Genomic DNA, 13,302 nt, shown 5'->3' with positions numbered 1-13,302 from the left:
TCGCAGTAAATGAGCATCCCGAAATCGATTTCAACGCAGTTTTGCCGACGCGCAGCAGATCGTAAGCAGGTTCTTAGCCCATCGGTGGGCGCCAATAACCAACAAGAATACCGAGGAGGCCTGACCTTGAAGATGACACGACTTCGGCACTATCTGGGTGCCGGAACCCTGGCCGCACTGGCCCTTGCGCTCCACCAGACGGCCCAGGCCGCACCCGAAGGCCAGGCGATCATCAACGCCAAGTGCCAGGCGTGCCATACGCCAGAAGGCAACAATTCCCTGAGCCGCATCAGCCACCAGCGCAAGACCCCCGAGGGCTGGCTGATGAGCATCGGCCGCATGCAGGTGATGTACGGCCTGAAGATCACCGACGAGGAGCGTCGTGCGGTGGTCAAGTTCCTCGCCGACAAGCAGGGCCTGGCACCCAGCGAGACCGAAGGCGTGCGTTACGCCCTCGAGCGCCGGCTGAACACCGTCGAGAAATTCGATACCAACTTCGAGCAGATGTGCGCCCGTTGCCACTCGGGCGCGCGTATCGCCCTGCAACGTCGCCCGGCGGCGGAGTGGGAGAAGCTGGTGAACTTCCACCTCGGCCGCTGGCCGTCGCTGGAATACCAGGCCCTGGCCCGCGACCGCGACTGGTTCGACCTGGCGAAGAAAGAGATGGTCCCGGAGCTGGCCAAACGCTTCCCGCTGGAAGACAAGGCCTGGAGCGACTGGCAGAAGAACCGACCAAAGGCCGAGACACTGGCTGGGGAATGGAGCTTCGCCGGCCACATGCCGGGCAAGGGGGATGTTGCCGGCACCATGAAGGTGGCGAAGGATGGCGATGATGCCTTCAAGGTCAGCGTGACCGGCAAGTATGCCGACGGCTCGCCGTTCGACGGCGAGGGCAGCGCGGTGCTCTACAACGGCTACGAATGGCGCGGCGCGGTGAAAGTCGGCGACGTGACCATGCGCCAGGTATTCGCCGCCCTCAATGGCCAGATGCAGGGCCGCATGTTCGACAAGGCCCACGACGAGCGCGGCCTGGACTTCGTCGCCGCGCAGAGCGGCACCAGCCACGTGCTGGGCGTGCAGCCTGCCTACCTGAAGGCCGGTGCGCAGACCGAAGTCAGCGTCGTCGGCACCGGCCTGAAGGGCAAGCCATCGTTCGGCAAGGGCGTGGAGGTGGTGTCGGTGGTTTCCGAGACGCCCGAGCGCGTGACCGTCAAGGTCAAGGCCGATGCCGCTGCCGCCGTGGGCGAACGCGATGTCACCGTGGGCACCGCCAAGGGCGGCAGCCTCGCGGTGTACAAGGACATCGCCGAAGTGAAGGTGGTGCCGGAGTTCTCCATCTCCCGCATCGGCGGCAATGGCGGCTCCACGCCCAAGGTCCAGGGCAGCTTCGACGCCGAGGCCTGGGGCAAGGGCGCCGACGGCAAGCCGTTCCGCATCGGTGTGTTCCCCGCACAGTGGTCGGTCGAGCCGTTCGATGACCGCGCCAAGGAAGACGAGGACGTGAAGTACGCCGGGGTGATGGACGCTGACAGCGGCATCTTCACACCGGGCGACGCCGGCCCGAATCCGGCGCGCAAGATGATGACCAACAACGCCGGCAACCTGAAGGTGATCGCCGCGGTGGACGACGCCGGCCAGTCGCACAAGGGCGAAGGGCACATGATCGTCACCGTGCAGCGCTGGAACAACCCGCCGATTCCGTGATGAACGGGATCAGATGAACTGAACGCCTCACTTGGGGCCCTGATCAGGATCGAGCGAGCTAGAGACGGACAAGGCAAAAACAGCGGTGGAAGCGGAGTTTGCAACTGCAAATGAGCATTCCGCAGATGTTTTTAACGAAGGCCGGCCGACGCGCAGCCGATACTGGCAGGGAACCCGGGCGGGGATGACAAGTATGTTCCGGGAGGTCGCCATGGGCGCCATCTTGAATCTGGTCGAGCGCAACCTGCATGAAGTGCAGGTCGACGCCGACCGCCTGTTGTTCCATATCCCCAGCTCCTCGCTGTTCGCCAGCGACGAGTTGACCGGCGGGATCATCGACGCGCTGCGCGGGCATGCCTGCTCGCCGGACGAGCTGACCCAACGCCTGGCCGGGCGCTTCGGCGCCGAGGAAATCGACGAGACCCTGCGCGAGCTGATCGCGCTGGAGCTGGTCAGCGACGGCTCGCCGCTGACCCCTGAAATCGGCATCAAGAAGGTTGACCGCACCGCGCTCAACACCGTGGTGCTGAACGTCAACACCGGCTGCAACCTGAGCTGCACCTATTGCTACAAGGAAGACCTGGACAAGCCCTCCGCCGGCAAGAAGATGGCCGCGGAAACCGCCGAAGCCTCGGTGGAAATGCTGATCCAGGAATCCCCCGACGAGCAGCGCTACACCGTGGTGTTCTTCGGCGGCGAACCGCTGTCCAACCGCCCGCTGATCGAACACATGGTCGCGTACTGCGAGCACCGTTTCGGCGAGCTGGGCAAAACGGTGGACTTCGTCATGACCACCAACGCCACGCTGCTCACCGAGGAAATCGTCGACTGGCTCAACGCCCATCGCTTCGGGCTGTCCATCAGCATCGACGGGCCGAAGACGGTGCACGACCGCAACCGCATCACCGTGGGCGGGCAGGGCACCTATGACGTGGTGCGGCGCAAGGCCGACATGCTGCTGTCGCGCTACACCGCACGGCCGGTCGGCGCACGGGTGACCCTGACCACCGGTGTCACCGATGTCGAGACCATCTGGAACCACCTGTTCAACGAGATGGGCTTCGCCGAAGTCGGTTTCGCCCCGGTCACCTCGGGCGATATCAGCAGCTACAACCTCACCGGGGACGAGCTGAAGGCGGTCTTCGCCGGCATGAAGGCCCTCGGTCGCCGCTACCTGGACGAGGCGCTGGAGGGGCGCAACATCGGCTTCTCCAACCTGCACCAACTGATCACCGACATCCACGAAGGGCAGAAGAAAGCCCTGCCGTGTGGCGCCGGGCTGAAGATGCTGGCGGTGGACCACAAGGGCGAGCTGAACCTGTGCCACCGCTTCACTGGCTCGTCACTGCCGACCTTCGGCAATGTCCATGAAGGGGTGAAGCAGGTCGAGCTGAACGACTTCCTGTCGCAGCGCCTGGACCGTACCGACACCGGCTGCGCCAGCTGCCACATCCGCAACCTCTGCTCCGGCGGCTGCTACCACGAGAGCTATGCGCGCTATGGCGACCCGGCGCACCCCACCTACCACTACTGCGAACTGATGAGGGACTGGGTCGATTTCGGCATCGAGGTCTACAGCCGGATCATGGCTTCCAACCCCAGCTTCATCGACCGCCACATCACTCCGCGGAAGGCGCACTGACATGAAACATCTGAAAGCGATCAACACCAAAGCACAGAAGCTCGAACAGGCCGCCGCCGAGGATCGCATCGAGGACGTGGTGGCGATGAACTCCGTGGCTGGTTGCGCAGCCACCACCGACCCGGGCTGGGAAGTCGACGTGTTCGGCGGCGTGTCCTCGCTCTGCCAGCCGATGGAAGCGGACCTCTACGGCTGCTCCGACCCTTGCTGGTGGCCGGCCCAGGTGCCGGACATGATGAGCACCTACCCCGACTGGAACAAGGATGCGCAGGCTTCGGCCGAGAACTGGCGCAACCTCGGCACCGTATTCCCGGACGACAAATGAGCAGTCAGAAGAACAAGAGGAAAACCTGCATGTCCAGAAAAGCATTCGCCGCCGCGCTCGGTGGCCTCTCGCTGGCCTGCGCGCTACAAGCCGTCGCCGCCGATGCCGGCGCCGATACGGGCAAAGCGCTGGAAAGTGGCCACGAGTACCTGATCAGCACCAACTACCCGAACAATCTGCACGTCATCGACATGCAGACCGACAAACTGTTCAAGACCTGCACCATCCCCGGCGCCTACGGCCCAGGCATGACCCAGCTGTCGCCGGACCGCAAGACCGTCTACATCCTCAGCAACCACTACGCGGACATCTACGGCATCCAGCTCGATGACTGCAAACCGGTGTTCCACGCCACCATCGCGCAGAAGCCGGGCGAGAACGCGCGGGCGATGTTCTCCATGACCGTCAGCCATGACGGCAAGGAGATCTACGCCATCGCCAACCCGACGCTGATCCTCGCCGAGCACTACGAGGTGCAGCAGCCGCGCCTGCAGGTGTATTCGGTGGCTGACGGCATGGGCGCCAAGCCGGTGCGCACCTTCCCGGCGCCGCGTCAGCTGACCATCATGCAGAGTGGCGACGACGGCACCCTCTACGTGGCGGGCCCGGACATCTACAAGGTGGACGTGAAGACCGGCAAGTTCGACGTGATCATCCCCAGTCGCAACTGGAAGCGTCCCAACTACGCGCCGCCAGATGTGCTCTACGTGTGGAACCAGCAGACCTACCCGCGTGACTTCTCGCTGCTCTACACCACGGCGAAGTTCAAGGACGCCAAGCAGGACATGGCCACGGCCGACTTCCTCTACGGCTTCTTCAACATCGACCTGGCTACCGGCAAGACCGAGACCGTCGACTTCGGACCGGTCACCGAGGTGTACTTCAGCGGCATCCGCTCGGCCAAGGACCGCAACATCGTCTACGGCGTGCTGAACCGCCTGGCCAAGTACGACATCAAGGAGCAGAAGCTGGTCAAGGCGGCGAACCTGGACCACTCGTACTACTGCCTGTCGACCAACAAGGCCGGCACCAAGCTGTACCTGACCGGCACCCTGAACGACGTGGCGATCTTCGATGCCGACAGCCTGGAGCGCCTCGGCGATCTGAAGCTGCCCGGCGGCGATATGGCGATCACCACCAGCCAGGCGTTCGTGGCCAACTGATAGTTACCGAGCGAGACCCGATGCCCGGAGCACCTGCGTGCTCCGGGCATTTCTTTTCGGGCCGACTTCAGACTTCCGGCTCGGGGCTCAGATAACGCTGCGCACCGCAGCGCGTACAACGCTGGCAAACCATCGGCACATGGCCGACCTCGGTCAGATTCCCTTCATCCCAAACACAGCCCAGGAAAAAGCAGCGCAATCGCATGTGTCCTCCTCCGGCATCGCCGGTGTTGAGACAGGCAGAAAGGTGCAGGGTGGCTCCCGGTTTGTTCTTGTGTGGAGACGCAGGCAGCCTCTCGCGTGCCCTCTAGAATGGGCAATCTAAACCGCCAAATGGCCGCCATGGCCCGTCCAGTGCAGTCTGCCGCCGCTCTGGTTACCACTCGTCACCCTTAGGAAATGGGTCTTGACAGATAATATTATGAGCATAATATTTAGCTTCAGATGACGGCCATAATTCAAATCGGGTCGGACATTCCAGACGGCCTGCGGGCCCTCACATCCCTTGCATGCGGGGCGGAGTCGCCCCACTGGAGAAAGAACCATGAATGCCAAATCCGAACTGGGCCGCGCACTGATCACTGGCGCTTCTTCCGGCATCGGCGCCACCTACGCGCAACGCTTGGCCGCCCAGGGCTATGACCTGCTGTTGGTGGCCCGCGACCAGCAACGCCTGGAAGCCCTGGCCGCTCGTCTGGGGGAGGAATACGGCGTTTCGGTGGATGTGCTCAAGGCTGACCTTACCCGCCGCGAGGATCGTGCTCGCGTCGAAGCGCGCCTGGCCGAGGACGCCAGCATCAGCCTGCTGCTGAACAACGCCGGCGTGGCGATCAACGGCACCCTGCTGGAAACCGACCTGGATCGTCTGGAAAGCATGATCGAGCTGAACGTCACCGCCACCGCGCGCCTGGCTGGCGCCGCCGCCAAGGCCTTCGTCGGGCGTGGTCGCGGCACCATCATCAACGTGGCCTCGGTGCTGGCGCTGGCGCCGGAGTTGTTCAACGGCAGCTACAGCGCCACCAAGGCCTTCGTGCTCAACCTGACCCAATCCATGCAACAGGAACTGGCCCCGCAAGGGCTGCGCATCCAGGCCGTGCTGCCAGGCGCCACCCGTACCGAAATCTGGGACCGTGCCGGCACCGATATCTCCGCACTGCCAGCGGAAATGCTGATGGACGTGAACCACATGGTCGACGCCGCGCTGGCCGGTCTGGCCCAGGGCGAAGTGGTGACCCTGCCGGCGCTGCCGGATGCGGGTGAATTCGAAGCCTTCACCGCCGCGCGCCTGAAGATGGCGCCGAACCTCTCGCGCAGCTCCCCGGCGCAGCGTTATGGCGTGGCAGTGGCGTAACCGAGTAACTGAGTGGCGAAAAGCTTGCCCCGGCCTTGCGCCGGGGCTTTTTTATGCGCATCTGGAAATTGATGCGGCCGGTCTCATTGTAGGAGCGAGCTTGCTCGCGAACCGCTTCCCACCGTGCCGTGCAGGTTCGCGAGCAAGCTCGCTCCTACGACTGCCCATCGCGCCGTAGAAGCGGACCTTGTCCGCGAAGTCCTGCGGCGGATCATGGACCAACAGGTGAATACCGGCCCATTGCGTAAATGGGCCGGACACGTCCTGGCAGCCGCGACAATCACTCCGCCGCGCCAATCTCCCGCTTCAGATGCCGCCGTGTGCTTTCCAGGATGCGGTCGGACATCGCCGGATCAGCCACGCTGCGCGACAGCACCAGCGCACCTATCAGCGTGGCGAGCAGCGCCACGCTCTCGTCCTCGGCATGCTCGCTGGGCAGTGCCTTTTCGATGGCGTCGATGCGCGCCTGGACGATGGCGTCGGTGGTGGCGCTGGCATGGCCACGGGCGCCCAGCTCCGCCGAGATGGTCGGCAGCGGGCAGCCCTTGCCGGGCGTGTTGCGGTGGCCGGGGGAGAGGTACTGGTCGATGAAGCCGGGCAGCGGCTCGGCCTTCTGGAACTGCTGGTCGACCACCGGGCGCAACTGCTCAGCGGCCTGCTGCAGGGCGATTTCCACCAGCTCGTCCTTGGATTTGAAGTGCGCGTAGAAGCCGCCGTGAGTCAGGCCCAGGGCCTTCATCAGCGTCTGCAGGCCGGTGGCGTCCACGCCTTCGCTGCGGAAGCGTTGTGCTGCCTCGTTGATGATGCGTTCGCGGGTCTGGGCCTTGTGGTCTTCGGAATAACGCATGACCGGTCTCCTGCGGATCATGGAATGCTGAGTGACATTCTAACGCAGGGTGGGCGAGGGGAGGTGATTCAGGGCAGGCACCGGCGTACGCGCAAAGACGATCGCGGACGGAGTCCGCTCCTACCCAAGGCTGAGCCCGTAGGAGCGGACTCCGTCCGCGATGTTGTCGCACCGCTCGAAAACTCTCCTTGCAGGAGTGGGTTCTCAGCTCAGCGCACGGCCTCCAGCAACGTCGCCACACCCTGCCCGCCGCCAATGCACTGGGTCGCAATGGCATAGCGCCCGCCGGTTTCCTTCAGCAGCGCTGCTGCCTTGCCGGTGATGCGTGCGCCGGTAGCACCCAGCGGATGGCCGATGGCTAGGGCGCCGCCGTGCAGGTTGACCCGGTCGATATCCAGTTCAAGCCCGCGCAGGCAGGCCAGCGCCTGGCTGGAGAAGGCCTCGTTGATCTCCACCAGGTCGATGTCGGCCATGCGCAGTCCACTGCGGTCCAGCAGTTTGCGGGTCGCGTAGAGCGGGCCCATACCCATGATTTCCGGCGGGCAGCCAACCACGGCGACGGCTTTCACCCGCGCCAGGATGTCCAGGCCGTTGTCGCGGGCGAAGTCTTCGCTGCACACCAGCACGGCCGCGGCGCCATCGGTGAGCGGCGAGGCGGTGCCGGCGGTGACGCTGCCGCCGAAGGCGGGTTTGAGCTGCGCCAGTGCTTCCAGGTTGGTGCCGGGCCGGATGCAGCCATCTTCGCTGACCACACCGTTGGGCGTGTCGATGGGCACGATCTCCGCTGCCAAAAGGCCCTGCTCGCGGGCGCGGGCGGCCTTGGCGTGGGAATCCACGGCCATGGCTTCCTGGTCCGCACGCGATATGCCGAAGCGCTCGGCGACGATCTCGGCGGTCTGCCCCATGGGCATGTAGGCCTGCGGGAATTCTGCCAGCAGGCGCGGGTTGGGCGACAGGTTGAAGCCGCCCATGGGTACACGGGTCATGGATTCCACGCCCGCGCAAATGAAGGCATCGCCGGCGCCGAGTTGGATCTGCCCGGCTGCGAAGTGGATGGAGGTCATGGACGAGCCGCAGAAACGGTTCACCGTGGCGCCGGCCACCGTCTCCGGCAGCCCGGCGAGGAAGCCGGTGATGCGCGCCAGGTTCATGCCCTGTTCGGCCTCGGGGTAGGCGCAGCCCATGATCAGGTCTTCGATCAGGTTGGCGTCCAGGGCGCTACGTGCAACCAGGCCCTTGACCGTCTGCGCGGCGAGCTCATCCGGACGCACGTCGATCAGCGCGCCTTTCTTGGCGAAGTGGAAGGGGGAGCGGGCATAACCCGCGATCACTACGGAAGTCATGGTCAGTCTCCTGAACAGCTGTCAGCGCCCGAGGATCAGGCAGGTGGTGGACCCTGTGGCGTAGAGCCTGCCGTCCACGTCGTACAGGCGGCCCTCGGCAAGGGCTGTGGATCGGCCGATATGCACGATGGTGCCCTCGGCGCGGATCGGTCCGGTGTCACGGGTCAGCGCGCGGATGTAGCTGATGCGCAGGTCAGTGGTGGTGTAGCCCAACCCGGGTTCGAGCATGGTGTGCACCGCACAGCCCATGGCCGAGTCCAGCAGTGTGGCCGCGTAGCCGCCGTGCACAGTGCCCAGGGGGTTGTAGTGGCGCATGTCCGGGGTGCCCTGGAAGATGAAGCGACCCTGGCTCCACTCCAGCGGCACGAAGCCGATCAGCGCATTGATCGGCGGGGCAGGCAGTTCGCCGGCGCCGATGCCATCGAAGAACTCCTGCGGCGTCTTGCCACGCAACTCCTGCAGCGAAACCACGCCGGGCTCGGCCAGGCGCTGGCGCATCTGCGCGGCCGCCATCTCCCAGGCAGCAATCTTCTGTTCACGGGTCAGGGTCAGTTCGGTCATCGCAAGGCTCCAGCAATTAAATATTACGGTCATCATATTAGCATTGAATGATGGTCAGAATATAAGTGATGGATGCGCCATCCAGCAGGGCTGAAGCGACAGGTCGAGAACAGTAAAGCGAGGGCAGGCAGGAGAGGGCGGCTGGCGGAGCGAGCTCCGCCAGCGCGGGGAAGGAGCTTACTCGGCGGTGGCGGTCATGCCGGCCGCTCGGGCCTGGCTACGCTGGGCCTTGTACTGCAGGGCGACGGCGGGCACCGGCGAGGTGACACCGGTCTCCACCCAGCGGCGGATGCGCGCGGCGTCGGCCACGTGGGTGCGCTTGCCGAAGGCATCGAGCAGGGCCAGGGCAACCGGACGGCCGTTCATCATGGTGACCATCACCAGGCAGTGGCCGGCATCGTTGGTGAAGCCGGTCTTGGTCAGGCGGATGTCCCACTTGCCGTTGCGCACCAGCGGGTTGGTATTGAAGAAACTCAGCGAGTAGCTGGGCTTGCTGAAGCGTGCGTCGCTGGTCGCCGTAGTGCTCATCGCGCGGATCTGCGGATAGGTGTAGGCGGCCTTGGCCAGGCGGATCAGGTCGTTGGCGTCGGAGACGTTGTGGATCGACAGGCCGGTGGGCTCGACATAGTGGGTGCTGGTCATGCCGAGGGATTTCGCCTTGGCGTTCATGGCCGCGACGAAGGCTTTGGAACCGCCCGGATAGTTGTGGGCGAGGCTGGCGGCGGCGCGGTTTTCCGAGGACATCAGGGCCAGCAGCAGCATGTTCTGGCGGCTGATCATGCTGCCCAGGTGAACGCGGGAGAACACGCCCTTCATCTCGGCGGTCTCGGAAATGTCCACGGGGATCAGCTCATTCATCGGCAGCTTGGCGTCCAGGGTGACCATGGCGGTCATCAGTTTGGTCACCGAGGCGATGGGCACCACCAGGTTGGGATTGCTGGAGTAGAGGGTCTTGCCGTTCTCCAGGTCGACCACCAGGGCGCTACCGGAGGCGAGCACCAGCTCTTTGGGGGACGCCGCCTTGGCGGGGGTGGCGGCGAAAGTGTTCGATGAACAGACAACAGCGGCGCAGGCAAACAGCAGGCTCAGTATCGAACGACGACTAGTCATGGATGTGATTCGCAAGCATTGAGTGGGAATTTGTCTACATCCATGTAGGCATTTTCGGTGAATTCTAATGCAAGGTCCGCCTGGGCGCACGTAGCGCGCAACGTCTCAGATTGCGACAGGTTGAGACGTTGCGCTGACCGCCGTGCAGAGGCCGCGACCCGTGCAGGCAATCGCGGCGCGGCAGCTTGCCCGAGCTGTTGCGAAATGCAACCGGCCAGGTGCATTGACGAAGCACGTTAAATCTTCTGAAGGGCGCGCCGGCTATGGGGTTCAGGTCCTATGGCACGCTTTGTGACTGACTATCCTGAAATGTGCGGAGGCAGCCGGCGTATCGCATGGTCGATGGTCGGGGTTGCGTTTACCTTTACGTTAACGTAAACATGCTTCGCAGCCCGCGACCGATCAGTCAGATTGCGCGGGCAGGTTGGCCTACGGCGCTCTGCGCCGCTGCCTGGCCGATCGTTCAGCGTTGATCCCAGAACAAGCACAACAAGGGAAAGCCATGAACCACCTGAGTTACACCCGCGGCCCCCAGGACAAACCCCTGCTGGCGATGACCGTCGGCGCTGCCTTCGATGCCACCGTCGGGCGTTTCGCTGCGCGCGAAGCCCTGGTCGTGCGTCACCAGAACCTGCGCTACACCTGGGCCGAACTGGCCGAGGTGGTCAATGGCGTCGCCCGCGCTTTCCTTGCCCTGGGCCTGCGTCCCGGCGACCGCCTGGGCATCTGGGCGCCCAACTGCGCGCAGTGGTGCATTACCCAGTTCGCCAGCGCCAAGGTCGGCGCCGTGCTGGTCAACATCAATCCGGCCTATCGGGTGAATGAACTCGAGTACGCGCTCAAGCAATCCGGCTGCCGCTGGCTGGTGTGCGCAGACGCCTTCAAATCCTCCGATTACCACGGCATGCTCGCCGACCTGTTGCCCGAGCTGGGGCAGGGGCGGCCGGGCGAGCTGTCCAGCGACCGCCTGCCGGAATTGCGCGGGGTGATCAGCCTGTCCGATAGCGCGCCCGCCGGCTTCCTGCGCTGGAGCCAACTGGAGCCGCTGGGCCGTGGTATCGCCGCCGCCGAACTTGCCGAGCGCCAGGCGCTGCTGCAGTTCGACGAGCCGATCAATATCCAGTACACCTCCGGCACCACTGGCTTCCCCAAGGGCGCCACGCTCAGCCACTACAACATCCTCAACAACGGCCTGATGGTCGGCGACAGCCTCGGCCTCACCGAGCACGACCGCCTGGTGATCCCGGTGCCGCTGTACCACTGTTTCGGCATGGTGATGGGCAACCTCGGCTGCCTGACCCACGGCTCCACCATGATCTACCCGGCGCCCAGTTTCGAGCCCGAGGCGACCCTGGCGGCAGTGGCGGAAGAAAAAGCTACCGCGCTGTACGGCGTACCCACCATGTTCATCGCCGAACTGGACCACCCGACTCGCCGCGACTTCGACCTGTCGAGCCTGCGCACCGGCATCATGGCCGGCGCCACCTGCCCGATCGAAGTGATGCGCCGGGTCATCGACGAGATGCACATGGCCGAAGTGCAGATCGCCTACGGCATGACCGAGACCAGCCCGGTATCGCTGCAGACTGGCCCGGAGGACGACCTGGAAACCCGCGTCACCACCGTGGGTCGCACTCAGCCGCACCTGGAAAGCAAGATCATCGACGCCGACGGCCGCATCGTCCCGCGCGGCACCATCGGTGAGCTGTGCACCCGTGGCTACAGCGTGATGCTGGGCTACTGGAACAACCCGCAGGCGACCTCCGAGGCCATCAGCCCGGCGCGCTGGATGCTCACTGGTGACCTCGCCGAGATGGACGAAGCGGGCAACGTGCGCATCGTCGGCCGCAGCAAGGACATGATCATCCGCGGTGGCGAGAACATCTACCCGCGCGAGATCGAGGAATTCCTCTACACCCACCACGCCGTGGCCGACGCCCAGGTGATCGGTATCCCCGACGAGAAGTACGGCGAAGAGCTGGTGGCCTGGGTCAAGTTCCACCCCGGCCACAGCGTCGAGGAAGATGAGCTGCGCACCTTCTGCAAGAACGCCATCGCCCACTTCAAGGTGCCGCGTCACTTCCGCTTCTGCGACGAGTTCCCGATGACGGTGACCGGCAAGATCCAGAAGTTCCGCATGCGCGAGATCAGCATCGAAGAGGTGCGCGCCAAGCGTGGTTGATCGTAATTCGCCTTCCTGCGCCCTGGCGCGCGTACCCGGTATCGGGGCGCCATGGGCGTAGAGAAGGGCACCATCTCCATCCGCCTGGTCAGCGAAGCGCTGGCCGAGTTTCGTCGCGCCGGCCGCGACGACGGCCCGCTATTGGCCGCCGCCGGCATTGCCCCGGAGCTGTTCGGCAAGCCCTACGCGCGGGTTTCCAGCCTGGCCTACGCGCGGCTCTGGCTGCGTCTGGCGAAGGAGATGGACGACGAATTCTTCGGCATGAACGCCCGGCGCATGAAGTCCGGCAGCTTCAACTTCATGGCCGCCGCGGCGATTGGTGAGCCGACCCTGGAAACGGCCATGAACGCCGCCCTGCGCTTCACGGGCCTGGTATTCGACGACTTCACCCCGCGCCTGGTGCGCCAGGACGGTCTCGCCGCCATCGTCCTTGACGAACCTGAGAGCCGACCGCCGCGCGCCTTCTGCTACTTCACCCTGTGGCTGATGCTGCACGGCCTTGCGTGCTGGCTGGTAGGGCGGCGCATTCCGATCCTGGCCATCGAGTTGCGCTGCGCCCAGCCGGATTTCATTGCTGACTACCGAGTGATGTTTACCGAGAACCTCAACTTTGCGCGCCGCCAGTCGCGCCTGCTGTTCAACGCCGAAGCCCTGGAGCTGCCGGTGCGCCGCGACGAGCGCGAGCTGCGGCGTTTCCTCAATGGCGCGCCGGCCAACATCCTGGTGCGCTACCGCGACCCGCAGAGCCTCGCGGCACGTACCAAGGCCTACCTGCGCAGCCTGAAGTTCGAGCGCTGGCCGGACCTCGATGCGCTGGCCAGCCATTTCTACATGGCGCCCTCGACCCTGCGTCGCAAGCTGGCCGCCGAAGGGCAGTCCTACCAGGCGCTCAAGGACCAACTGCGCCGCGATCTGGCCATTGCGCGGCTGGACAGCGGCGACGGCAACTTTGCCGACCTCGCCGAGGAGCTGGGTTTCGCCGACACCAGCGCCTTTTACAAGGCCTTCCGCAAATGGACCGGATCGACGCCCGGGCAATACCGCGCGCTGATCCGCCAGGAGCCCTGAAATTTA

Annotated in this window: 12 protein-coding genes; 7 read left to right on the top strand and 5 right to left on the bottom strand. The window is 64.7% G+C overall.

From position 1 onward, the window contains the following. Window positions 1-132 precede the first annotated feature (132 nt). The 4 genes from peaA to peaD all read left to right on the top strand — a co-directional run bounded on the left by peaA (window position 133) and on the right by peaD (window position 4,834). Complete coding sequence (gene peaA, locus AC2T4A_RS23275) at window positions 133-1,704, top strand: quinohemoprotein amine dehydrogenase subunit alpha (RefSeq protein ID WP_486743722.1); 1,572 nt, start codon at window positions 133-135, stop codon at window positions 1,702-1,704. Between the two features lie 211 nt (window positions 1,705-1,915). Continuing rightward, on the top strand, window positions 1,916-3,346 hold the full coding sequence (peaB, locus tag AC2T4A_RS23270) for a quinohemoprotein amine dehydrogenase maturation protein (protein WP_486741917.1): 1,431 nt from the start codon (window positions 1,916-1,918) through the stop codon (window positions 3,344-3,346). 1 nt (window position 3,347) lies between these two features. Next, window positions 3,348-3,671: a quinohemoprotein amine dehydrogenase subunit gamma gene (qhpC, locus tag AC2T4A_RS23265; protein ID WP_015477047.1), complete on the top strand. Its 324-nt coding sequence runs from the start codon at window positions 3,348-3,350 to the stop codon at window positions 3,669-3,671. 29 nt (window positions 3,672-3,700) lie between these two features. Then, window positions 3,701-4,834 (top strand): quinohemoprotein amine dehydrogenase subunit beta, encoded by a 1,134-nt coding sequence (peaD, locus tag AC2T4A_RS23260; protein WP_416746922.1) that lies wholly within the window; start codon window positions 3,701-3,703, stop codon window positions 4,832-4,834. Window positions 4,835-4,901: 67 nt separating this feature from the next. On the opposite strand, the gene AC2T4A_RS23255 is transcribed toward peaD, so the two are convergent. Then, the gene (locus AC2T4A_RS23255; protein WP_416746924.1) at window positions 4,902-5,039 is read right to left on the bottom strand and encodes a PSPA7_2676 family Cys-rich small protein; all 138 of its coding nucleotides are present in this window, start codon (window positions 5,037-5,039) and stop codon (window positions 4,902-4,904) included. Between the two features lie 339 nt (window positions 5,040-5,378). Between AC2T4A_RS23255 and AC2T4A_RS23250 the strand changes: the two genes are divergently transcribed. Continuing rightward, window positions 5,379-6,185 (top strand): SDR family NAD(P)-dependent oxidoreductase, encoded by an 807-nt coding sequence (locus tag AC2T4A_RS23250; protein ID WP_478378437.1) that lies wholly within the window; start codon window positions 5,379-5,381, stop codon window positions 6,183-6,185. Window positions 6,186-6,465: 280 nt separating this feature from the next. Here AC2T4A_RS23250 and AC2T4A_RS23245 read toward each other — a convergent pair whose 3' ends face one another. From AC2T4A_RS23245 to pbpG, 4 genes are all read right to left on the bottom strand, one after another. Further along, window positions 6,466-7,032: a TetR/AcrR family transcriptional regulator gene (locus AC2T4A_RS23245; RefSeq protein WP_478378438.1), complete on the bottom strand. Its 567-nt coding sequence runs from the start codon at window positions 7,030-7,032 to the stop codon at window positions 6,466-6,468. 209 nt (window positions 7,033-7,241) lie between these two features. After that, window positions 7,242-8,381 (bottom strand): thiolase family protein, encoded by a 1,140-nt coding sequence (locus tag AC2T4A_RS23240; RefSeq protein WP_486743721.1) that lies wholly within the window; start codon window positions 8,379-8,381, stop codon window positions 7,242-7,244. A gap of 15 nt (window positions 8,382-8,396) precedes the next feature. Further along, window positions 8,397-8,873, bottom strand: a complete 477-nt coding sequence (locus AC2T4A_RS23235) for a PaaI family thioesterase (RefSeq protein ID WP_478378451.1) — start codon at window positions 8,871-8,873, stop codon at window positions 8,397-8,399. 240 nt (window positions 8,874-9,113) lie between these two features. Next, complete coding sequence (pbpG, locus tag AC2T4A_RS23230) at window positions 9,114-10,046, bottom strand: D-alanyl-D-alanine endopeptidase (RefSeq protein WP_478378439.1); 933 nt, start codon at window positions 10,044-10,046, stop codon at window positions 9,114-9,116. 502 nt (window positions 10,047-10,548) lie between these two features. On the opposite strand from pbpG, the gene AC2T4A_RS23225 reads away from it, so the two are divergent. Beyond that, the gene (locus AC2T4A_RS23225; RefSeq protein WP_486741916.1) at window positions 10,549-12,228 is read left to right on the top strand and encodes an AMP-binding protein; all 1,680 of its coding nucleotides are present in this window, start codon (window positions 10,549-10,551) and stop codon (window positions 12,226-12,228) included. Window positions 12,229-12,279: 51 nt separating this feature from the next. Next, complete coding sequence (locus AC2T4A_RS23220; protein ID WP_486741915.1) at window positions 12,280-13,296, top strand: AraC family transcriptional regulator; 1,017 nt, start codon at window positions 12,280-12,282, stop codon at window positions 13,294-13,296. Window positions 13,297-13,302: the final 6 nt, after the last annotated feature.

The sequence above is a fragment of the Pseudomonas sp. PVC-3-1 genome (assembly GCF_057444315.1).
The sequence above is the reverse complement of the archived record's forward strand: the minus strand, read 5'-3'. Positions and strand labels throughout refer to the sequence as shown.

What these genes read in the sequence shown, in the direction of transcription:
- qhpC (WP_015477047.1), top strand. Translation starts at nt 3,348, where the DNA reads ATGAAACATCTGAAAGCGATCAACACCAAAGCACAGAAGCTCGAACAG.
- peaD (WP_416746922.1), top strand. Translation starts at nt 3,701, where the DNA reads ATGTCCAGAAAAGCATTCGCCGCCGCGCTCGGTGGCCTCTCGCTGGCC.
- AC2T4A_RS23225 (WP_486741916.1), top strand. Translation starts at nt 10,549, where the DNA reads ATGAACCACCTGAGTTACACCCGCGGCCCCCAGGACAAACCCCTGCTG.
- AC2T4A_RS23220 (WP_486741915.1), top strand. Translation starts at nt 12,280, where the DNA reads ATGGGCGTAGAGAAGGGCACCATCTCCATCCGCCTGGTCAGCGAAGCG.
- peaA (WP_486743722.1), top strand. Translation starts at nt 133, where the DNA reads ATGACACGACTTCGGCACTATCTGGGTGCCGGAACCCTGGCCGCACTG.
- pbpG (WP_478378439.1), bottom strand. Translation starts at nt 10,046, where the DNA reads ATGACTAGTCGTCGTTCGATACTGAGCCTGCTGTTTGCCTGCGCCGCT.
- peaB (WP_486741917.1), top strand. Translation starts at nt 1,916, where the DNA reads ATGGGCGCCATCTTGAATCTGGTCGAGCGCAACCTGCATGAAGTGCAG.
- AC2T4A_RS23255 (WP_416746924.1), bottom strand. Translation starts at nt 5,039, where the DNA reads ATGCGATTGCGCTGCTTTTTCCTGGGCTGTGTTTGGGATGAAGGGAAT.
- AC2T4A_RS23250 (WP_478378437.1), top strand. Translation starts at nt 5,379, where the DNA reads ATGAATGCCAAATCCGAACTGGGCCGCGCACTGATCACTGGCGCTTCT.
- AC2T4A_RS23235 (WP_478378451.1), bottom strand. Translation starts at nt 8,873, where the DNA reads ATGCGCCAGCGCCTGGCCGAGCCCGGCGTGGTTTCGCTGCAGGAGTTG.
- AC2T4A_RS23245 (WP_478378438.1), bottom strand. Translation starts at nt 7,032, where the DNA reads ATGCGTTATTCCGAAGACCACAAGGCCCAGACCCGCGAACGCATCATC.